Raw genomic sequence first — 19,170 nt, forward strand, 5'->3', positions numbered from 1 at the left:
CCGGTGCGCGCGGAGGGCTGGATTCCCTACCTGGCAACGGCCTTGCGGTATCGGCTGGTCGCGAACGGCACGAACACCACCAGCATCACGACGATCCAGAGGACCGACGCGAGGATCGAGTTCTGCAACGGCCACGCGGCTCCCGGCGGGAAGTCCGGGTTGGTGTTGCCGAACAGCTCGCGCACCGCCTGCGTCACCGCCGACACGGGGTTCCACTCGGCGATCACCCGCAGCACCGACGGGAAGCCCTCGGGGCTCACGTAGGTGTTGGCGATGAAGCACAACGGCATGATGATCATGAAGCTGGCGTTCGTCACGACCTCGGGGGCCCGCACCGAGAGCCCGACCACGGCGAGCACCCACGACAGCGCGTACGCGAACGCCAGCAGGAGCAGGAACCCCGCCGCGGCCTCCCCCACCGAGCTGTCGACCCGCCAGCCGACGAGCAGGCCGGTCGCGACCATCACGACGATCGACAGCACGTTGTTGGCGAGGTCGCTGATCGTCCGTCCGATGAGGACGGAGTAGGGCGAGATCGGCAGCGACCGGAACCGGTCGACGATGCCCTTCTGGATGTCCTCGGCCAGCCCCGAGCCGGTGATCACCGAGTTGAACACCACCGTCTGCACGAACACGCCGACGAGCAGGAACTCCGTGTACGACACCCCGGGCACCTGGATGGCGCTGCCGAAGATGTAGGCGAACAACAGCGTCGACATGATCGGCATGATCAGCGACGACATCATCAGGTCGGGCACGCGCAGCGTCCTGGTGAGGTTCCGCTTCGCCAGCACCACGCCGTCACCGACGGCGAGTCCCACCGCACTCATCGAACGGGCTCCTCGTTCTTCTCTTCCTCGGCCTTGACGCCCTGACCGTTCTGCTCGGGCTGGTCCACCTTGTGCCCGGTGAGGGCGAGGAACACGTCGTCCAGCGTGGGCCTGCGCACCGACGCGTCGACGACCTCGATGCCCGCCATGTCGAGCCTGCGCACGCCTTCCACGAGCACGCCGCCGGCGGCCGCGATCGGCACGACGAGACGGCGTTCCTCCCGGTCCGCCACGGGTTCGCCGAGCCCGATCGGCGCCAGCACGGTGCGAGCGTGGTCGAGGTCGGCGGCGTCGCTCAGCGCGACCTCCAGCCGGTGACCGCCCACCTGGTCCTTGAGCTCGTCCGAGGTGCCGTTCGCGATCAGCCTGCCGTGGTCGAGCACGGCGATGCGGTTCGCGAGCCGGTCCGCCTCCTCCAGGTACTGGGTCGTGAGCAGCAACGTGCTGCCCGACGCGACCAGCTCCCCGATGGCGTCCCAGGTGGCCTCCCTGGCGCGGATGTCGAGCCCTGTCGTCGGTTCGTCGAGGATGAGGACCTTCGGCCGGCGCACCAGGGCGCCCGCGAGGTCGATGCGCCGGCGCATGCCGCCGGAGTACTCCTTCAGCCGCCTGCCCCCGTCCTCGGTGAGGCCGAACTGCTCCAGCAGCTCCTCGGCGCGCGCCTTCGCGCCCTTCTTGCCGAGGTGGTGCAGGCGGCCGATCAGCTCCAGGTTCTCGTACCCCGTCAGCAGTTCGTCGACCGCGGCGTACTGACCGGACAGGCCGATAACCTCGCGCACCGCGCGCGGCTTGGCCCGCACGTCGATCCCCGCGACCTCGACGTGGCCGCTGTCCGGCTCGATGAGGGTGGCGAAGATCCTGACCGCTGTCGTCTTGCCCGCTCCGTTCGGGCCGAGCAGGCCCATCACCGTTCCCTCGGCGACCTCGAGGTCGAAGCCGTCGAGCGCCGTCACCGACGAGTACCTCTTCACGACTTCCCGAGCCACGATCGCTGCGGTCATCATCGCCTCTCTGCCGGGCTCGACGAGCCCGCTCACCCCTCCGGACACCGCGTGCCTCACTGGGCCGCATATGACTAAACATCATACAATCGGTATGACTGTTTGTCACACATTCAGCATTCTTCGGACATGCCGGACATGATCTTCAGGAGGCGACGTGGACCTGGTCCAGGGCATCGGTGGCGTGTTCTTCCGGGCGAAGGACCCGCGGGCGCAGGCCCGCTGGTACCGCGACAACCTCGGCATTCCGATCAGCCCCGGTGACGGCGAGGACACCGGGGAGGAGACCCGGATGTGGGACCAGCAGGCCGGCCCGACGGTGTGGGGCCCGTTCCCGTCCGACACGGAGTACTTCCACAACCCCGCCCAGCAGGTGATGATCAACTTCCGGGTGACCGACCTGGACGCCCTGCTGGCGCGGCTGCGCGCAGGCGGGGCGCCGGTGCGCGACGAGGTCGAGGAGTACGACTACGGGCGCTTCGCCTGGGCGTGCGACCCGGAGGGCAACTGGTTCGAGCTCTGGGAACCCACCCGGCCGGACGCGTGACCACGTGGCGCTAGCTCGCCGTCGTGTTGCGCAGGACCACGACGTTGTCGGCGTGGGAGTTCGCGGTCGCCAGGTCGATCTTCCCGTCGCCGTCGAGGTCCGCCGCGACGATCTTGATGGTGCCGTCGGCGGCGGGGATCGTGGTCGCCGGGCCGAAGCCGCCCCGGCCGTCGCCCAGGAACACCGACACGTCGTCGGACTCGAAGTTCGACGACGCGAGGTCGACGTCGCCGTCACCGTCGAGGTCGGCGGCCGCGATGCCGGTCGGCCCGTCGCCCGCCGGCAGCACCAGCGGCGCGGCGAACCCGCCCTTGCCGTCACCGATCAGCACGGAGACGGTGTCGCCCTCGTAGTCGGGGGTGGCGAGGTCGGCGTTGCCGTCGCCGTTGAAGTCCGCGCTGACGATCCCGTGTGGACCGTTTCCGGACTTGGCGGAGACGACGGGCTCGAACGTGCCGTCTCCGTTGCCCAGCAGGATTCCCGCGTCGTCGGAGTGGTGGTTGCCGGCCGCGAGGTCGATCTTGCCGTCGTTGTCGAAGTCGACGGCGACGATGTCGGCGGGACCGTTGCCGGCGGGCAGGTGCACCGGCGCGGCGAACCCGCCGTTGCCGTCCGCGAGCAGGATGCTGACGTTGTCGCCGTCGTAGTTGGCGGTGGCGAGGTCGAGGCTCCCGTTGCCGTCGAGGTCCGCGGCGACCACTCCGGACGGACCGTCGCCCGCGGTGTGGACGGTGGGCGCGGTGAACCCGCCCCTGCCGTCACCCCGTTGCACCGTCACGGTCTCGTCGCTCACGTTGATCGTCACGACGTCGATGTTGCCGTCCGCGTCGACGTCCGCGGTGACGTTGCGCAGCGCGGCCGGTCCGGATGGAATCGTGACGACCTCCCGGAAACCCGCCTCGCCGTCACCGAAGAGCACGGAACCGTCGCCCGGCCCGAGGTTCGCGGTGACGAGGTCGGGCACCCCGTCGCGGTCGAAGTCGGCGACCGAGATCGCCCGCGGGTTGTCCCCCACCGCGCTGGTTCCGGCGGCGGCGAACGACACCTGCTTCCCCGCGGGTTCGGTCGGAATGGTCACGGTGGTGGCCGGAGCGTCCGGTTTGTCCTTTCCCACCGTGCAGGCACAGGTGAGCGCCGCCGTGAACACGATCACAGCCGCGGAGGCCTTCCTGCGCCGCGCCAACACGTGTTGCGTCATCGGGGTTCTCCTCGCGAGGTAGTCCTGGTTCGCTCACCTCGATTGATAACCCGGTGCCCGCGCGCGTCGCTTATCCCGCCTTGCCGAACCCGCCCGTGCGTCCGCTTAGGACAAAGCAGGAGATGGCAGACTGTCCGGAAGCCGTTCACCGCACGTCAGGACGCAGGAGACACCGTGGCGCAGGAAGAAGTGCCCAGCCAGGACCCGGCGCTGCCCGCCACGGCGTACGCGGTGCTGGGCCTGCTGTCGTTCGGTCAGGAGGTCACCGGCTACGACCTCCGCAAGTGGGCCATGAACATGCGCTACTTCTACTGGAGCCCCGCGCAGAGCCAGATCTACCTGGAGCTGCGCAGACTCCTGCAGCACGACTTGGTCGAGGTGCACGTCGAGGAGCAGAAGAGCCGCCCCGACAAACGCCTGTACCGCATCACCGAGGCGGGCCTGAAGGTGTTCCGCGAGTGGCTCGACCACGCCCCGGTGGGCCCGCCGCTGCTGAAGCACTCGGTGGCGCTGCGCCTGTTCTTCGGCCACCAGACCAACCACGCACGGCTGCGCGAGGTGCTCACCGAGTACCGCGACTGGGCGGTCGAGCAGTCGTCCGGCCTCACCGACCTCCGCACGGAACTGGACCCGCGCCTGCCCTACCCGGCGCTGGTGGCGACGTGGGGGTCGTCGTACTTCGCGGCCGAGATCACGGCGATCGACGCGGTGCTCGCGGATCTGGACCGGATGGAGGGCGAGGAGGAGCGGCAGGCCTGACGGGCCTGGGCCGCCCGACCCGGTCGCGCGCCGCAGAGGTGGAGGGGCGGCGGGCGGGTGGACCGGGCCGGGTGGCGGGGCCGCGCGGGGTGGCGGGGCGAAGTTGAGTGGCTGGGCCGAGCCGCACCCGGTGGCCAAGCCAAGCGCCGCAGGCACGCCGGCGCCTGTCGCGGAGCCGAGTCACGGCGTGGAACCGAGTCCCAGCAGGAAACCGGCCGGCGATGCAGTGCACCGAGTCCGCACCGCTCTCCCCACGCCACCTGATCCCGCCTCCGCTCCGCCCAGCCCGCCCCCGCACCGCGCTCACCCCTGGTCCCTGCCGCCCGCCCGCCGCTTCCCTCCCTGGTCGAGCCGCCTCGGCTCCCGCCCGGACTCCACGCGGCGCGGCTCGTCCCGTTCGTCGATCCGCTCCGCGAACTGGGCCCGCAGCTGCGTCACGATCATCGCCGACTCCCGCCGCACCCGGTCGATCTCCCACCGCGCCTGCTGCCGCACGCGTTCGATCTCGACCCGGTGGTCCTCGACGAGGCGGCGCCGTTCCTCGTTCGCCTCGTCGAGGGTCTGCTGCCAGCGGCCGAGGAGCTGGTCGCGTTCCGAGGCGACGGCGGCGCGGGCCTGGTCGACCAGGTTGTCGGCCGCGCGCTGGCGGTTCTGGGATTCCTCGCGTTGTTGTTCGGCGTGGCGCAGGTCTTCCTTGGCTCTTTCGTGCTTGATCATCCGGCGTGCCGCCAAAAAGCTCAACAACGCGGTGATCACCGCCGCTACGGGCCCGCCCAGCTGCAGAAAGTCCATCGCACGCCATTCCCCGGCCAATGAATCAAGATCTTGTTTCTCAGTATCGTGATTCGGCGGAGAAGCGTCTCTTCCCGGTTGCGAGATCGGCCGGGGTGCCCCAGCTGCCGGAGAAGACGAGGTCTGCCAACGGCATTCGCGTGACCGGGCCGTGGCGGGGGCGGGCCCAGCGCAGGCCGATCACGGTGACGAGGGCGTGGGTGTCGGGCACCTGCAACGCCGCGCGGACGGACGCCCGGTCGAAGCCCCCGTACTGGCGGACGGAAAGGCCCTCGGCGCGGGCCCTGGCGGTGAGCGCTCCCACCGCCAGGCCCAGCTCGTACTCCGTGCCGCGGATCCGTTCGCCGGCCTCGTCGGTGGTGCGCACCGCGGCCAGCACCAGGGCCACCGCCGTCGCGGCCTTGACGCGGTTGTCCTCGGCCAGGGCCGCGGTCAGCGTCTCGTAGGTCGGGTCGGGGCACTGGCCGAGGACGAACCGCCACGGTTGCCGGTTCCAGGCCGAGTCCGCGCACCTGGCCGCCTCGAACAGACGCGCGCACGCCTCCTGCGGGATCGCGGGCCCGGACATCAGGGCACCGCTCCCAGCCGCAGCACCGCGCAGGCCAGCACGGCCAGGCCGAGGTACGTCCACTCGGACGACAGCAGCCACGGGAACGCCACGCCGAGCAGACCGCGCGCCTGGTCGGCGGGGATGTGGAGCAGGTGGATCTGCCCCGCCCGCAACGCCATCTCGGCCCACGACACGAGCACGACCCCCGCGCAGACCCGCAGCACCGGCGTGATCACCACCCGACCGCCGGGTACCAGATGAGCCCGGCCCTGCCGAGCGACCGCAGATCCCAGTACAGCAAGGTGAACACGCCGAACACCAGGAACGCCGACGCCGTGATCCGCGCGGTCCGGCCGGGCTTCGCCGCGAGCCAGCGCAGGAAACGGCCACCCGTGCCGTGCGCGAGGACCAGGAACACCACCCCGGCGATCACCAGGTTCCCCAGCGACTGCAACACGAACGCCGACACTCCGTAGAACACGTTCCCGCTCTCCGCCGCGTGCCGGAACATCATCCGGAACAGCGGGAACGGCCGCCCGATCAGCAACGCCCCGATCAGCACGCCCATCACCACCAGCGGCACGGCGGGATGCCGTTGGCGGATCCGCGCGAACGGGTCCGGCACCAGCCGCAACGCCGCCAGCCCGAGGTAGATGAACGCGACGCCGATCAGGCCGAAGACGATCATCGACTGGACCTGGCGCGGACTCAGCACCCCGGCGACCGAGGCGGCGGTGGAGAACTGCGGCATCGACGTGCCCACGATCGCGACCACCGCGCCGTACACCGCGGAAACTCCAACGGCGCCAACGCAGATCCACCACAGCGCGCGCAGCGAGTCGCTCCAGCGCGGCCGGTCGCGGCCCTGGTCCACCAGCGGCGTCACCACGCCGAACACCGCGATGTTGCACGCGGTGAACGACCCCGCCAGGCCGGTGACGAACGCGAACAGCACGCCCGCGACCACGCCGTCCAGCGGCGTCGCCTTCGCGTCGTGGCCCAGCATCGCGTTCGCCACGTTGTCCCCGATGACCCGGTCGACGAACGGCGCGGACCAGATCACCGTCAGCACGAACCCGGCCAGCGCGCTCCAGGCGACCAGCCGGCCTCTGTTGCGCAACGCGGGATCGGGGAGGTGGGTCGGTTGCATGCTCTCTCCTGTCGAGGAGGGGGAAGGGGCTCTCAGCCCCGCTCCCGCGGACCGATCTTGAGCAGGCCGGACATGACGGCTTTCGTCAGCACGGGGATCGACTCGGCCTGGAAGTCGACCTCCTCGTCGAGCTCGTTGATCCGGCCCTCCAGCACGAGCAGGGCCAGCAACGGGAAGATGAACTCGGGCGCCGCGAACAACCCGTTGACGCGCTGCAGGTCGAAGAGCCGCGTGGCGAACCGGACCAGGCTGAAGTCACGGGCGTTGCGCCCGCTCGACTCCTCGATCAACGCGATGGTGCCCCGCCGGAACGCGGCCACGTCGGCCCACTCGGCGACGCCCTCGGCGCTCTCCTGGAGGATCTCCGCGCAGTGCGGGCCGTCACCGCGCGCCATGTGCATGAAGAACTCGGCGAAGAGCCGCCGCACCCGTGGTTCCAGCCGCACCACGAACCCCGCGTCCAGCAACACGATCCGGCCGTCGCGGCCCAGGTAGAGGTTGCCGGGGTGCATGTCGCAGTGCACGAGGCCGTCGAGGAACAGCATGCGGTAGACGCAGAACAGCACCCGCTGCGCGAGTTCGGACCGGCGTTCGGCAGGCGTCTCCTCGGCCACCAGCGGGACCAGCCCGTCGACGAACTCCATCACCAGCACGCCTTCCGCGCCCAGTTCGGGCAACGGCTCGGGGATGTGCAGGTAGCCGACGTCGGCGAGCAGCGACCGCAGTTCCGCGAGCGCCTCCGCCTCCGCCTCGAAGTCGGCCTGGGTCGCCACCGCGTCCCCGATCTGCCGCAGCACCGCGACCGCCGGCAGCCCGCGGAACCAGGGCAGCCTCGACATCACGGACGCTCCGGCGCGCATGATCGCGAAGTCCCGCTCGATCAGCCGGCGCACACGGGGCCTGCGCACCTTGACCGCCACCGCGCGGCCGTCGAGCGTCGCCCGGTACACGCACGCGATGCTGCCGCTGCGCACCGAGTCCCAGTCAACGGTGAACGGTGGTTCACCTCCGTACGCGGAACGCAACACCTTCCGCGCCACGCGAACCGGCATGGGCGGCACCCGGTCGTGCAAGTCCGCCAACGACTCGCACCACGCGGCGGGCAGCACGTCCCGCCGCGTGCTCAGCAACTGCGCGCCCTTGACGAACGCGGGCCCCAGCGCGACCACCAGCCGGCGGGCCCGGCCCGCGTAGTCGCGCCGCAGGATCGACGGAAGCGCGAAAGCCAAGTGCCACAGGGAGATCGACACCACGGCGATCGCGCGCAGGACCACCTGAACGCTCTGGAACATGCCTACGGTTATAGGACCCCACGACAGGACAACACTTGTTCCAGGTTGCGCGGATCGCTTTTGCGTTAGCCTGCAAGGTGATCCATCGACCGGAGGTAAGCGCCGTGGACGTGACCGCCCTCGCTCTGACCGTCGAACTGGAAGTCGACGCTCCGGCGAACGAGGTGTTCGACGCCTTGCAGGATCCGACGAGAGTCCCCCGGTGGAGTCCCGAGTGCGTGCACGTCGAGTGGCTCGACGGGGCCACCGCCGCCGCGCCGGGCACGAAGTTCTCCGCCCGCAACCAGGCAGGCTCGTGGGAGTGGGACGTGACGTGCGAGGTGATCGAGGTGCGGCGGCCGAGGACGTTCTCCTGGATCGTCGTCGGCCTCCACGACCCGTCGCTCCCCTCGTCCACCTGGCGGTACGAGCTGACCGACCGGCCCGGTGGCGGAACGCTGATCACGCAGTCGTTCCGCCACGGGGCCGGCGGCAGCCACCTCGTCACCGCCATGGAGACGGAGCCCGCCCACGCCGAGTCGCTCTACGAGTTCCGGCGCGGCGTGTTGCTGCACAACATCGACACGACCCTGCGGGCGATGGCGGCCGAGTTCGGCTGGCTGCGGGAGTGATCAGCGGTGGCGCCACTGCGGCGCCTGCCACCGCTGCCCGATCTCCAGCATGCGTTGCAGGCTGATCAGCAGGTTCTGCCAGCCGAGCTGGTAGCCGTCGGACGGCCTGCCGTCCACGAAACCGCTGTGCCGCAGGTCGATCCGCGTGCCCTCGCCCGGTTGTTCGGTCAGCTCCCAGCTCACCAGCGTGTCCGGCCAGCCCTCGTTGTGCCAGGTGTAGGCGAGCCGGTGCGGCGCGTCGAGGCCGACCACGGTCATCGGGCCGTGGTCCCAGCCGAACTCGTACCGGCCGCCCTCCCACGGCTCGACCACCGAGTCCGAGGGCAGCCACCTGTCGATCGCGAGCGGGTCGAGCAGCGCGGCGAACACCACGTCCGCACTGGTGTCGATCACGATCGACGCGAACGCCGTCTCCCCGCACTCGGCCGTGTAGTCGGGGCGGGGAGCGAGCGTGCGCCCCTCGGTGAAGTTGGCCAGGTTGCCGACCGCGATTCCCCAGAAGTCGTTCATGCTCGCCTTGTCGAAACCCCAGAACGGCACCGGCTCGTGCACCACCGACACCGTGGTGTCGCCGCTGCCCGTCCGCCGGACCGCCATCTCGACGGCGGTGGGCATCCCCTCGATCTCCCAGTCGAACCTCAGCCGCCCCGGTGCCGCGGCCACGTTCGTCTGCCGCGGCACGTCACCGAACGGCGTGTGCCTCCCCCAGAACTCGAACCTGCCGTCCTCCAGCCGGACGTCGACGTGCTCGGCGAACCACGTGCCGAGGGACGGCCCGTTGGTCATCGCCCGGTACACCGCCGGTGCGGGGGCGAACACCATCGCCTTCACGAACACCTTGTCTGCCATCGCAGGCACCTCCCGTCGTCAGCTCCATGCTGCGTCGGTTCTCCAGCCGTTCTCGACCGCGCCGCGAGATGCCGCAACGTGCGAGAAGGACGCCGTGCCGCGCGGGAGGTAGACCGGAAGGCGAACGCAGTGCGGCAGACGGGAGTCCCGCCATGACAACAGCCCAGGCCAACGCGCACACCGCGCGCTTGATGTACCGGCTCTTCACCGAGAACGACGTCGAGGGCGTGGTCACCCTCCTCGCCGAGGACTACGAGCTCACCGACATGGCCACCGGCGAGACCATCCGCGGGCACGACGGGTTCCGCGAGTGGATGCGCCGCAGCCGCGAGGGACTGCCGGACGCGGTGGCCGAGGTGATGGCGCTGCACCAGGACGAGAACGTCGTGGTGGCGGAGGTCCGCAACCACGGCACGCACACCGGCGCGCTCACCATGCCGGACGGCACGGTGTACCCCGCGACCGGACGCCGCCTCGACGTGCGCGGCTGTGAGGTGCTGCGCTTCCACGACCGCAGGATCGTGAGCTGCACGGTCTACTACGACGCGCTGAGCATGGCCGAGCAACTGGATCTCCACGCTTGATCCGTTGCGGCCCAACGGGTCTCATGGGACAAAAAGTTTTGTATTGACAGCTTCATTTGTGGATGTCACCTTGGGTGCAGAGCCGATTCCGCCCCAGGGGGAGCAACCATGAGCATCGCCGTCACCACGCAACCGTTGCGCGCCACCGGTCGCACCACCGCCCGCGCCGCCGACCTGGCCGGCCGCTGGCTCTCGCGCCACAGCGTCTCGTTGCTGCGCCTGAGCCTCGGCCTGGTGTTCCTCGCCTTCGGCGCGCTGAAGTTCTTCCCCGGCCTGAGCCCCGCGGAGCACATCGCGGGCACGACGGTGGAGATGCTGACGTTCGGCCTGGTACCGGGCCGCGCGGCGGTGGTGCTTGTGGCCGCGATGGAGACGTTCATCGGCCTGTCGCTGATCACCGGCAGGCTGCGCAGGACGGGCCTCGCGGTGCTCGGGGTCGCGTTGACCGGCATCCTCTCACCGCTGGTCCTGCTGCCCGGCGAACTCTTCTACGCGGACACGTTCACGCCCAACCTGACCGGCCAGTACGTCCTGAAGGACATCGTGCTGGTCGCCGCGGGACTCGTCGTGGCCGGCAAGGCGCTCACCCCACGCGGCGCCCGCTGAGCCCCGACCCGCGCGGAGCCGCCGTCTCCCCCCGGCGGCGGCTCCCCCACTCCCCCAGCCGGGTCGTATATAAAGACGAAGTTGTCCGATCAGGTGGGGAGCCGCTCGTGAAAGAGATCGAAGTCATCCGCGACGCGGGCACCGCGCGGATCGCCCTCGACCCGATCCGCCTGCGCCTGCTCGCGGAACTGGCCACCCCGGAGTCCGCCACCACCCTCGAACCGCTGCTCGGCATCCCGCGCCAGAAGATCAACTACCACCTGCGGACGCTGGAGGAGCACGGGCTGATCGAGCTCGTCGCCGAACGCAGGGTCCGCAACACCACCGAGCGGTTCCTGCAGGCGTCGAGCTCGTACGTCATCTCGCCGGACGTGTTCGAGCAGGTGCAGCCGGACCCGAGACACAGTCCGGACCGGCGGTCGCTCGGCTGGCTGCTCGCGGTGACCGCGCAGCTGATGCGCGACCTCGGCGAGCTCCTCGTCGGGTCACGGCGGGCGGGCAAGAAGGTGGCGACGTTCGCGCTGGACGGCGAGATCCGCTTCGCCTCGGCGGCCGCGCGGACCCAGTTCGCGACGGAGCTGTCGGCCGCGGTGACGGCGCTGGCCGCGAAGTACCACGACGAGGACGCGGCGGGTGGGCGGCTGCACCGGATGGTGGTCGCGGTGCACCCGAGCGTGCGGCCGGCCCGGCGCCGCACGCTACCGGCGGACGCGGACTGATTTCAGGCGAACCGCGCGCCGAGCCGACACCACCGGCAGGTCAAGCGAGTCCCGCGTCCGATCAACCCCGTCGGCAGGTCAGGCGAACCTCGCGTCCAGCCACCGTTGCCAGCACGCGGCGGCGTCCGGCGGCAACGGCGTCCCGTACCGGTACTGGTAGACGCTCACCCCGCACAGCTCCACCCCCTCGGCGCTGAACCGGTGCAACCCGCACGCCGTCCGCACTCCAAGATGCCTGCCGGGGTTGAGGAAGTCGACCACGCCCTCCACCAGGTCGACGCCGGGCACGTTGATCACCACCCGGTCGCCCACCGCGCACCGCGCCGGCACGCGCAACGCCGCCAGCAGCCGCCCCCACTCCTCGCCGCCCGCCGACCGGGTCATGGCCATCGCGAGCGAGGCGGGCAGGCCGGCGAAGTGCCGCTGGTAGAGGATCAGGTTGTGCAGGAACAGGTCCCAGCCCGCGTCCAGCGCGTCGTACTCCTGGTCCCACCTCTCGCCGTCGAGGAAACCGTTCTGCACCAGCCGGAACGACGTGTGCCCGCCCTGGGCGGCGAGCAGGAACTCGTAGCAGTACACCGGATCCTCCGGCTCGCCGAACCCGCCGTACACCAGGCGCTGCGGCGGTGCTGCGTCCAGCACGACGCCCTCCCGCACACCGGCGGGCCCGAAGTCGGTGCGCACGAGACCGCCCGGCGTCGGTTCGATCGCGTGCGGCACGTACCAGGTCGCGAAGCCCGGACCGCTGGAGATCGCCTGCCACACCTGTTCCAGCGGGGCCTCGACCTCGACCTCCTTGACGATCCGCCGAGCCATGCAGCCTCCCCGAAGTATGACTATTAGTCATACTAGCGTGCGTACGCCACCAGAGCCGACGCCAACTCGGCGGGCACCTCGACGGGCGCCACCCCGTCGTCCGTGCGCCGCATGCAGGCGACGGTCTGCGAACCCCGCGCGACGACCGCGCCGGCGCGCCGGAACTCGTAGTCCATGACGATCCGGTTGCCGCCCGCGCCCGACAACGACATCAGGACCTCGATCTCCTCCAGCGCGAAGCACTCCGCGAAGTAGTCCATCCGGCAGGACACCGTCACCATCGCCAGCTCGCCCGCGGTGAGCCTGCGCAGCACGCCGGGTGCGTGGTCGGCCAGGAAGTGCTCGCGGCAGTGCCCCTGCCACCGCAGGTAGTGCGCGAAGTAGACGTTGCCCACCAGGTTCGTCTCGTCCAGCGTCACCACGTGCCGGTGGACGTAATGCTCAGGCATGCCGCTCCCCCATCGCAAGCGCCGCGGTCACCGGCCCGGCGTCGGTCGTCCTCCTGGCCACGACGACCCGGATGCCGCGCACGGTCCCGGACATCAGCCCGTCCTCGGTCACCTCGTCGAGCTCCACTGGCTCAGAAAGCCCGAGTCGCGCCAACGCCCGCGCCGCCGCGGTCGCGGGATCCTCGTCCGCGAGCGCGAAGTGCAGACCGACCGGCACGTCCGCGTCGACCTCCAGCTCGCCCCACAGCTCGACCCGGTAGGCCCAGCCGCACTCGACCAGCCGACGGCTCAGCCACGGCCCGAAGTGGTCGAACGGCATCGGGTCGGGGAGGTCGTTGTCCCCCACCACTTTCAGCCGCAGGCCGGTCCAGCGCGCGACCGGCAGGCCGTCCGGCTGCACGAGGTCGACGTCGAACAGGAACTCCTCGGCCGAGTGCCACCGTTCGACGGCCCGCACCTGGAGCATGCCCTCGGGCCTGCGCCACACGTTGAGCTCCTGCACCGACACCGGCAACGCGCGCTTGTGCGGCACGCACGGCAGCAGCGCGTGGATCGTCGCGTCATGCGCGGCGGGATCGCCGAGCAGCAGCCGGGAGCCGTGGTACGACGCGAACCAGGTGTCCTCGCGCGCGTGCACCCAGGCCGTGACCGTGAACGCCGAGAGCCGGTCGTAGCGCACCACCCGCCGGAACCGTCCACTGTGGAACAAGACGGAACCGTAGGCGTGGTGCACAGGTCCGGCTTCAGGTGCCTCGACCGGTTCGCGCCGGGCGGGTGGCGGTGCGGACGGGACGACCGTGGCGCTCAGGTGGTCGGCGCCGAAGCGGTCGCCGTCCTGGCGCACGGTCAGGTCGACCTGCCGGTCCCGCCTGGCCAGCGCCGCCACCCGGATGACGCGGTCGGAGCGTTCGCCGACGGTCACCGGCCGGCGCAGCTCCAGGTCGCGGAACGTCCACGAGCCGCGCGGCCCGGTGGTGAGGGCGGCGGTCTGCGCCATCGCCTCCGCGCCCAGCACCGCGGGCAGCACCAGCACGCCGGACACCCGGTGCTCGCCCAGGTACGGGTCGGTGCCGGTGTTGAGGGTCGCCTCCGCGATCGTCTCCACGCCGGGCACCCAGCTCGGCAGCTGCTCGGCGAACCGCAGACCGGCGGGCGACGGGTGGTGCTCGGGGTCGACCCGCAGCGTCGCGGACACCGGGAAGCGACCGGTGACGAGCAGGGTGACCGGTGCGGACGGATCGGTCAGCGCGTCCAGCAGCGCCGTCACGCCCTGCTCCGGTTCGATCAGCGCGAGCCCCAGCCGGCGCAGCTGGGTGGTGACCTTCATCCGGTCGGCCATGCCGAGGCCGGACCAGGCCGACCACTCCAGCAGGTGCGTGCGGCACCGCGGGTTCCGCCGCGCCCACCGCTCCAGCTCGACGCGCATCCAGTCGTTCGCGACGCAGTACTCGGACTGCCCCGCGAGGCCCTGCCTGCCGATGATCGACCCGAACCCGACGACGAGCCGCAGGTCCTCCCCAACGGCGTCGAGCAGCTCCAGCAGCCCGTCGACCTTCGGCGCGACGGTCGCGGCCAGTCCTTCCTCGGTGACCTCGGCGAGCCGGCGCGGCCGGTTGACGCCCGCGCCGTGCAGAAGTCCGCGCACCGGACCGAACTTCGCGGCCTCGCGCACCGCGGCTCGCACGGCGGCGGGGTCGGTGAGGTCGCAGCGGAGGTAGTCGGCGCCGAGCGACGCCACCTCCGCGGCCACCTCCGGGTCGTCGGCGGGGCGCCTGCCCAGCACGACGAGCTGCGCGCCCGACTCCCCGGCGAGCGCGGCGGCACACCGCGCGGTGATGCCGGTGGGGCCACCGGTCACCAGGCACACGTCGCCCGGCCCGAGCGGCAGCGCGGCCGACGCGGGCGTGCCGAGGTGCGGCCGCGTGACGACCCGTTCGACCACGCCCTCGCGCACGCGGAGTTCCGCGTACCCGTTGGGAGGCCGGAACGACGTCGCCGCGCTCACGGCCGAGGCGTTCTCGCCCGGCGGCGCGTCGACGACCGTCACGGAACACGCGGGCAGCTCGGCCGACACCGCGCGTCCCACCGCCGTGGCGGCCGGGTGCCCGGTGTGCGTCAGCACCAGCCGTCGCGGCGCGTTCGCGGCGACGGCCCGGAGCAGCTCGGCGACCTCACCCGTGCCGGCACTGGACGGCAGGTCCACCACCATCTCGGCGGGGTCGTGCGCGGCCGGGCGTTCCTCCTGGAGCCCGAGCGGCTGCCAGTGGTGGCCGAACAGGCCGACCCACGGCCGCACGCCGCTGAGCTCCGCCGGCTCGTCGCCACCGTCGTCGGGCAGCTCCTGCAACCGGCGGGCCAGCCCGCCCACCGTGACGCCGTCGAGCGACTCGTCCAGCACCAGCTGCCGCCCGTGCCGCGCGGCGATCTCCGTGACGAGCCTGACCACCTGCAACGAGTTCACGTGCAGGTCGGACAGCAGCATCGTGTCGTCGGTGATCGCCGAGACGGGCAGTTCCAGTTCCTCCGCCAGGTACTCGCGCACGGCCGTGATCAGGTCGGTGCCCTCCTCGGCCGGCACGACCACGGTCTGCGGCTGCTCCACCGGCGGCAGCACCGCCTGCGGCAACCCGTTCTTGGGCAACAGCTCGCAGGGGTTCGTGAGGAACTCGAGCGGCGTGCCGAGGTCGACGACCCGGTGGGCGCGGTCGCCGAACCAGGCCTGCGGTTTGGCGGTCGCGGACGCGAAGAGCGCGGCCGAGGCGAACGCCGTGCGCCGCGCCGAGCCACCGCAGTCGAGGCTCACGGCGGGAATCCCGGCCGGTGCGGCCAAAGTCGCGAGCATCGTGCCCGGCCCCGCCTCCACCAGCAGGTCGCAGCGCGCGGCCAGCTCCCGGACGGCCTCGAAGAACCGCACGGGTTCGGTCAGCTGCTCCACCAGCAACGCGCCGACGTCGTCGAACGGCCCGATCCGCGTGCCGGTCACCGTGGAGAACACGGGCTTGTCCGGCACGGCGATCTCCACGCCCCGCAGGTGCTCGCGCCACGGTCCCGTCACGGCGGACATCGCCGCGCTGTGGAACCCGTGCGACACCGGCAGTCTCGCCACCCGCACCCCGGCCGCCTCGGCCCGCAGGGCCACGACGTCGAGCGCGGCGGCGGGACCGGCGAGCACGGTCGCCTCCGGCCCGTTCTCCGCCGCCAGCACGGCTTCCGTGCTCTCCGCGAGGTCCAGCGCGATCGACGTGGGCCCGGCGACCGAGACCATCCCGGTGCCGCGCGTGCCGAGGTCCGCCATCAGCCTGCCGCGCCGGGCGGCCAGGTCGAGCACCTGCGCGTCGGTGAGCGCGCCGGCCCACGCCAGCGCGGTCAGTTCGCCGAGGCTGTGCCCCAGCGCCGCGACGGGGTGACAACCCAGGTGCCGCAGCCAGGCCAGCCCGGTGAGGGACTGCCAGACCACGGCCGGTTGCGCCACAGCGGTGTCCGTGGCGCCGTCGACCAGTCCGTCCGGAGTGGACGGTGGAGTCGGCAGCAGCGCGCCGGGCAGGCCGAGCGTGGCGCGCACGGGGGCGGCCTGACCGGGCAGCAGCAGGCCGACGCGAACGCCGGAACCCCTGCCCAGCACCACTCCCGCCGGTTCGTCGACCAGCAACGCGGTGTCCCAGCCCGGCACCCTCTTGCGCGCGGCGGTGGCCGCGGCGGCGAGTCCGGCCGGGTCCGCCGCGACGAGCACGCATCGCACGGCCGCGCGCGGATCGTGTTGCGCGGTCAGCGTGGCGGCGAGGTCGTGCAGTTCGGCCTCGCTCATGGCCGGGCAGCGCTCGCTCAGCACGCCGAGCCGTTCGTCGAGCTCCGCGAGGTCGTCCGCGGTGATCAGGAAGGGTTCCCACTCGGGCAGCGGCGCCGACCAGCGGCGAGCCGCGGCCGGCAGCACCACGACGGGTTCGGGCGCCACCGGCACGAGCCGGCGCGGCACGCTCCGGGTGATCGCCGTCCGCACGCCCGCGTCGAGCACCACGTGGGTGTTGATGCCGCCGAACCCCGCCGACGACACCCCGGCGACCGGGTTGCGGTGCGTCCACGGCTCGGGTTCGTGCGGCAGCCGCAGCCCCGCACCCGCCGTGGCGAGCAGCGGGTGCGGCTCACGCACGCCGGTCATCGGCGGGATCACCCGGTGCGACACGGCGAGCGCGGCCTTGATCAGCCCCGCGACCCCGGCCGCCGCCTTGGTGTGCCCGATGTTCGCCTTGACGCTGCCCAGCGCCGCCACCGGTGAGCTGAAGCCGCGCACCGCGAGCAACGCCTCCAGCTCGACCTGGTCACCGACGGCGGTGCCGGTGCCGTGGCCCTCGATCAGTCCGGCGGCGGCCGGGAGCAGACCCGCGCGGGCGTAGGCCCTGCGCAGTGCCCTCGTCTGACCCCCGACCGCCGGCCTCGTGACGCCACCGGCGCCGTCGGAGGACATCCCCCAGCCCACGAGGTGCGCGTAGGCGCGCAGGCCCCGGGCTTCCGCCTCCTCGGCGCGCATCAGCGCCACGATCCCGCATCCCTCACCGGGCAGGAACCCGGTGGGGCTGGCGTCGTAGACCCGCATGTCGCCGCCCGCCAGCGCGCCGACCCGCGCGAACCCGATCAGCTCGAACGGGTCCAGCGACAGGTCGACCCCGCCGGCGAGGGCGAAGCTCAGCTCACCGCGTGCCAGCGCCTCGCACGCCGTGATCACCGCGAGCAGGCTCGACGAGCAGGCGCCGTCGACGGTGTAGCCCGCCCCGTGGAAGTCGAAGTGGTTGCACACCCGGCCGGCGATGGTGTTGCTCAGCCCACCGGCCAGCATCTCGTCGTCGGGGGTGGGGAACGGTTCCTTCAGCACGCGTTCGGCCGTGGCGAGGATCCTGGCCGCGGTGTCCCCCGCGATCCCCTGCTCCTCCAGCGCCGCGCCGACGACGTGCCGCAGCGACGGCCAGCGCAGCCGCAGCAGTGCCGCCCGGCTGAACTCGCCCGCGAGCGAGTTGCCGATGAACACCCCGGTGCGGTCGCGGTCGACGCCCTCGCCGTGCGGGACGCCCGCGTCCGCCAGCGCGGCGTCCGCGGTGTCGAGCGCGAGCCAGTGCGTCGGGTCCACGGCGCGGTACAGCGCGCCGGGCACCCGGAAGCCCGCCCGGTCGAACGACCAGTTCCTCAGCACGGCGGCCCTGCGCACGACGGTCTTGTCCACATCGGACGGTCCACCGCCGTAGTCGGCGAGGTCGAGCCGCTCCGGCGGGATGGCGCGGAACGCCCTGCGCCGGCCGAGCACGGTCTGCCACAGCTCCTCCGGCGACGAGGCGTCCGGATAGCGGCAGGCCATGCCGACGATGGCGATCCTGGGTGTGCTCACCGGCCATCAACGCCCGCGAGCGAGACCCTTTCCTCGTTCCGGTTCCGCAGCTCGGACACGACCAGCACACCGCCGCGCAGGATGCAGACGATCACCAGCGCGAAGAAGAACCCGAACACGACCCCGTTGAGCACGAGGATGCCGTAGGTGAACGCGGTCGCCAGGCCGAACAACGCCTGGTTGCGCTTGCTCACCGGCGTGCTGCCGGGGTCGGTGATCATGTAGTTGGTGAAGATGACGAACGCCAGCCCGGTCATCGGCAGCAGCGCCGCGATGAAGGCGTGGTCGAAGATCGCCCACCGCAGGAACGCCTGCAGCGCGAACCCGCCGACCCAGCCCATGATGAGCGGCAGCTTGCCGGTCAGCTTGGCGTTGATCATCGTGCCGGCGCCGAGGATCGCGAGCGGCAGGATCCAGTCGATGGCGCCGGTCGGTTCGTTGGTGAAGTGGTACGGCGGCGCGATCCCCACCCACGGGAACAGCACCAGCGTGAGCGCGATGCCCGCGTTGGACGGGTTGAGGAAGTGCTTCTTCTTCCCCTTCACCCGCAACCGCAGCAGGTACTTGGTGCTCACACCAGCGGTCACCGCGAAGATGTAGGGCCACAGCGAGGTGTTGCCGTAGAGGAGCATCGCGACCGCGAGGCCACCGATGTGGCTGGGCAGCAGGAAGTTCATCAGCTTCATCGGCCCGCCCCGGTAGCCGGGCGTGCGGCCGTGGGCGCGCGCGTCCAGCGTCTCCAGCAGCAGGTCGACCGAGTAGGCCACGAGCACCGTGACGATCGGCGTGATCGGCGACTGCTCGAAGCCGAGCAGCAGGTGGCCGATGACGTTGAAGGCGGTGATCGACATGGCGAAGCGGCGCAACGCCATCAGCCGCTTGTCCGGCGGCCGTGCCGCGAGCCGATGGCTGGGCGACGGTCGGGTCGTGCCGGCGGGCGTCGTTGTCATCGCGGGTCACCGTCCTGCAGGGGGTTTGGGTGGGGAAAGGGCGGCGACAGGCGCCGCACGAAAGCCAGGGCGCGGCAGCGGCAGGCGTGGCGC

Annotated in this window: 19 protein-coding genes; 6 read left to right on the forward strand and 13 right to left on the reverse strand. The window is 71.5% G+C overall.

Features of this window, described 5'->3' with window-relative positions:
* Positions 1 to 26: 26 nt before the first annotated feature.
* Together ACQEU1_RS07735 and ACQEU1_RS07740 are read right to left on the reverse strand one after the other, a co-directional pair.
* Positions 27 to 830 (reverse strand): ABC transporter permease, encoded by an 804-nt coding sequence (locus ACQEU1_RS07735; RefSeq protein WP_382442637.1) that lies wholly within the window; start codon positions 828 to 830, stop codon positions 27 to 29.
* Positions 827 to 1,831, reverse strand: a complete 1,005-nt coding sequence (locus ACQEU1_RS07740; RefSeq protein ID WP_433211376.1) for an ATP-binding cassette domain-containing protein — start codon at positions 1,829 to 1,831, stop codon at positions 827 to 829. The genes ACQEU1_RS07735 and ACQEU1_RS07740 overlap by 4 nt, the downstream gene beginning before the upstream one ends.
* Positions 1,832 to 1,988: 157 nt before the next feature.
* On the opposite strand from ACQEU1_RS07740, the gene ACQEU1_RS07745 reads away from it, so the two are divergent.
* Positions 1,989 to 2,378 carry a VOC family protein gene (locus tag ACQEU1_RS07745; protein ID WP_433197749.1) on the forward strand — a complete coding sequence of 130 codons (390 nt, stop codon included), beginning with the start codon at positions 1,989 to 1,991 and terminating at the stop codon, positions 2,376 to 2,378.
* A gap of 10 nt (positions 2,379 to 2,388) precedes the next feature.
* Here the strand turns inward: ACQEU1_RS07745 and ACQEU1_RS07750 are convergent, their stop codons facing one another.
* Positions 2,389 to 3,576: an FG-GAP repeat domain-containing protein gene (locus ACQEU1_RS07750; protein ID WP_433197751.1), complete on the reverse strand. Its 1,188-nt coding sequence runs from the start codon at positions 3,574 to 3,576 to the stop codon at positions 2,389 to 2,391.
* A 174-nt stretch (positions 3,577 to 3,750) separates the two neighbouring features.
* Between ACQEU1_RS07750 and ACQEU1_RS07755 the strand changes: the two genes are divergently transcribed.
* A complete protein-coding gene (locus ACQEU1_RS07755; RefSeq protein WP_433197753.1) occupies positions 3,751 to 4,335 on the forward strand; it encodes a PadR family transcriptional regulator in 585 nt (194 codons plus the stop codon).
* 303 nt (positions 4,336 to 4,638) lie between these two features.
* On the opposite strand, the gene ACQEU1_RS07760 is transcribed toward ACQEU1_RS07755, so the two are convergent.
* The 5 genes from ACQEU1_RS07760 to ACQEU1_RS07780 are packed head-to-tail and all read right to left on the reverse strand — an operon-like array spanning position 4,639 to position 8,119.
* Positions 4,639 to 5,127, reverse strand: coding sequence for a hypothetical protein (locus ACQEU1_RS07760; protein WP_433197755.1), 489 nt, complete (start codon positions 5,125 to 5,127; stop codon positions 4,639 to 4,641).
* A 40-nt stretch (positions 5,128 to 5,167) separates the two neighbouring features.
* Complete coding sequence (locus ACQEU1_RS07765) at positions 5,168 to 5,695, reverse strand: nitroreductase family protein (RefSeq protein WP_433197757.1); 528 nt, start codon at positions 5,693 to 5,695, stop codon at positions 5,168 to 5,170.
* Positions 5,695 to 5,913 (reverse strand): hypothetical protein, encoded by a 219-nt coding sequence (locus ACQEU1_RS07770; RefSeq protein WP_433197759.1) that lies wholly within the window; start codon positions 5,911 to 5,913, stop codon positions 5,695 to 5,697. The genes ACQEU1_RS07765 and ACQEU1_RS07770 overlap by 1 nt, the downstream gene beginning before the upstream one ends.
* Positions 5,910 to 6,827 (reverse strand): hypothetical protein, encoded by a 918-nt coding sequence (locus ACQEU1_RS07775; protein ID WP_433197761.1) that lies wholly within the window; start codon positions 6,825 to 6,827, stop codon positions 5,910 to 5,912. The genes ACQEU1_RS07770 and ACQEU1_RS07775 overlap by 4 nt, the downstream gene beginning before the upstream one ends.
* 32 nt (positions 6,828 to 6,859) lie before the next feature.
* Positions 6,860 to 8,119 (reverse strand): ABC1 kinase family protein, encoded by a 1,260-nt coding sequence (locus ACQEU1_RS07780; RefSeq protein ID WP_433197763.1) that lies wholly within the window; start codon positions 8,117 to 8,119, stop codon positions 6,860 to 6,862.
* 104 nt (positions 8,120 to 8,223) lie between these two features.
* On the opposite strand from ACQEU1_RS07780, the gene ACQEU1_RS07785 reads away from it, so the two are divergent.
* On the forward strand, positions 8,224 to 8,730 hold the full coding sequence (locus ACQEU1_RS07785) for an SRPBCC family protein (protein WP_433197765.1): 507 nt from the start codon (positions 8,224 to 8,226) through the stop codon (positions 8,728 to 8,730).
* Here ACQEU1_RS07785 and ACQEU1_RS07790 read toward each other — a convergent pair whose 3' ends face one another.
* Positions 8,731 to 9,579, reverse strand: a complete 849-nt coding sequence (locus ACQEU1_RS07790) for an SRPBCC domain-containing protein (RefSeq protein WP_433197767.1) — start codon at positions 9,577 to 9,579, stop codon at positions 8,731 to 8,733.
* 152 nt (positions 9,580 to 9,731) lie between these two features.
* Here ACQEU1_RS07790 and ACQEU1_RS07795 point away from each other — a divergent pair, with 152 nt between their 5' ends.
* From ACQEU1_RS07795 to ACQEU1_RS07805, 3 genes are all read left to right on the forward strand, one after another.
* Positions 9,732 to 10,163 carry an ester cyclase gene (locus ACQEU1_RS07795; protein WP_433197769.1) on the forward strand — a complete coding sequence of 144 codons (432 nt, stop codon included), beginning with the start codon at positions 9,732 to 9,734 and terminating at the stop codon, positions 10,161 to 10,163.
* 108 nt (positions 10,164 to 10,271) lie between these two features.
* A complete protein-coding gene (locus tag ACQEU1_RS07800) occupies positions 10,272 to 10,769 on the forward strand; it encodes a DoxX family membrane protein (protein ID WP_433197771.1) in 498 nt (165 codons plus the stop codon).
* 116 nt (positions 10,770 to 10,885) lie between these two features.
* Complete coding sequence (locus ACQEU1_RS07805; RefSeq protein WP_382442726.1) at positions 10,886 to 11,488, forward strand: winged helix-turn-helix domain-containing protein; 603 nt, start codon at positions 10,886 to 10,888, stop codon at positions 11,486 to 11,488.
* Positions 11,489 to 11,566: 78 nt separating this feature from the next.
* On the opposite strand, the gene ACQEU1_RS07810 is transcribed toward ACQEU1_RS07805, so the two are convergent.
* Genes ACQEU1_RS07810 through ACQEU1_RS07825 form a run of 4 tightly spaced genes read right to left on the reverse strand, consistent with a single transcriptional unit; the run spans position 11,567 to position 19,077 of the window.
* Positions 11,567 to 12,304 carry an SRPBCC family protein gene (locus ACQEU1_RS07810; RefSeq protein WP_433197773.1) on the reverse strand — a complete coding sequence of 246 codons (738 nt, stop codon included), beginning with the start codon at positions 12,302 to 12,304 and terminating at the stop codon, positions 11,567 to 11,569.
* A gap of 32 nt (positions 12,305 to 12,336) precedes the next feature.
* Entirely contained in the window at positions 12,337 to 12,753 is a 417-nt protein-coding gene (locus ACQEU1_RS07815; RefSeq protein WP_433197775.1) for an acyl-CoA thioesterase, read from the reverse strand.
* A complete protein-coding gene (locus ACQEU1_RS07820) occupies positions 12,746 to 18,127 on the reverse strand; it encodes an SDR family NAD(P)-dependent oxidoreductase (RefSeq protein WP_433197777.1) in 5,382 nt (1,793 codons plus the stop codon). The genes ACQEU1_RS07815 and ACQEU1_RS07820 overlap by 8 nt, the downstream gene beginning before the upstream one ends.
* Complete coding sequence (locus tag ACQEU1_RS07825) at positions 18,124 to 19,077, reverse strand: enediyne biosynthesis protein UnbU (protein WP_433197779.1); 954 nt, start codon at positions 19,075 to 19,077, stop codon at positions 18,124 to 18,126. Before ACQEU1_RS07825 ends, ACQEU1_RS07820 begins: the two co-directional genes overlap by 4 nt.
* Positions 19,078 to 19,170: the final 93 nt, after the last annotated feature.

The sequence above is a fragment of the Lentzea sp. CA-135723 genome (assembly GCF_050936595.1).
Classification (GTDB): Bacteria; Actinomycetota; Actinomycetes; order Mycobacteriales; family Pseudonocardiaceae; genus Lentzea.

What these genes read in the sequence shown, in the direction of transcription:
- ACQEU1_RS07735 (WP_382442637.1), bottom strand. Translation starts at nt 830, where the DNA reads ATGAGTGCGGTGGGACTCGCCGTCGGTGACGGCGTGGTGCTGGCGAAG.
- ACQEU1_RS07740 (WP_433211376.1), bottom strand. Translation starts at nt 1,831, where the DNA reads ATGACCGCAGCGATCGTGGCTCGGGAAGTCGTGAAGAGGTACTCGTCG.
- ACQEU1_RS07750 (WP_433197751.1), bottom strand. Translation starts at nt 3,576, where the DNA reads ATGACGCAACACGTGTTGGCGCGGCGCAGGAAGGCCTCCGCGGCTGTG.
- ACQEU1_RS07760 (WP_433197755.1), bottom strand. Translation starts at nt 5,127, where the DNA reads ATGGACTTTCTGCAGCTGGGCGGGCCCGTAGCGGCGGTGATCACCGCG.
- ACQEU1_RS07765 (WP_433197757.1), bottom strand. Translation starts at nt 5,695, where the DNA reads ATGTCCGGGCCCGCGATCCCGCAGGAGGCGTGCGCGCGTCTGTTCGAG.
- ACQEU1_RS07775 (WP_433197761.1), bottom strand. Translation starts at nt 6,827, where the DNA reads ATGCAACCGACCCACCTCCCCGATCCCGCGTTGCGCAACAGAGGCCGG.
- ACQEU1_RS07780 (WP_433197763.1), bottom strand. Translation starts at nt 8,119, where the DNA reads ATGTTCCAGAGCGTTCAGGTGGTCCTGCGCGCGATCGCCGTGGTGTCG.
- ACQEU1_RS07790 (WP_433197767.1), bottom strand. Translation starts at nt 9,579, where the DNA reads ATGGCAGACAAGGTGTTCGTGAAGGCGATGGTGTTCGCCCCCGCACCG.
- ACQEU1_RS07795 (WP_433197769.1), top strand. Translation starts at nt 9,732, where the DNA reads ATGACAACAGCCCAGGCCAACGCGCACACCGCGCGCTTGATGTACCGG.
- ACQEU1_RS07800 (WP_433197771.1), top strand. Translation starts at nt 10,272, where the DNA reads ATGAGCATCGCCGTCACCACGCAACCGTTGCGCGCCACCGGTCGCACC.
- ACQEU1_RS07810 (WP_433197773.1), bottom strand. Translation starts at nt 12,304, where the DNA reads ATGGCTCGGCGGATCGTCAAGGAGGTCGAGGTCGAGGCCCCGCTGGAA.
- ACQEU1_RS07815 (WP_433197775.1), bottom strand. Translation starts at nt 12,753, where the DNA reads ATGCCTGAGCATTACGTCCACCGGCACGTGGTGACGCTGGACGAGACG.
- ACQEU1_RS07825 (WP_433197779.1), bottom strand. Translation starts at nt 19,077, where the DNA reads ATGACAACGACGCCCGCCGGCACGACCCGACCGTCGCCCAGCCATCGG.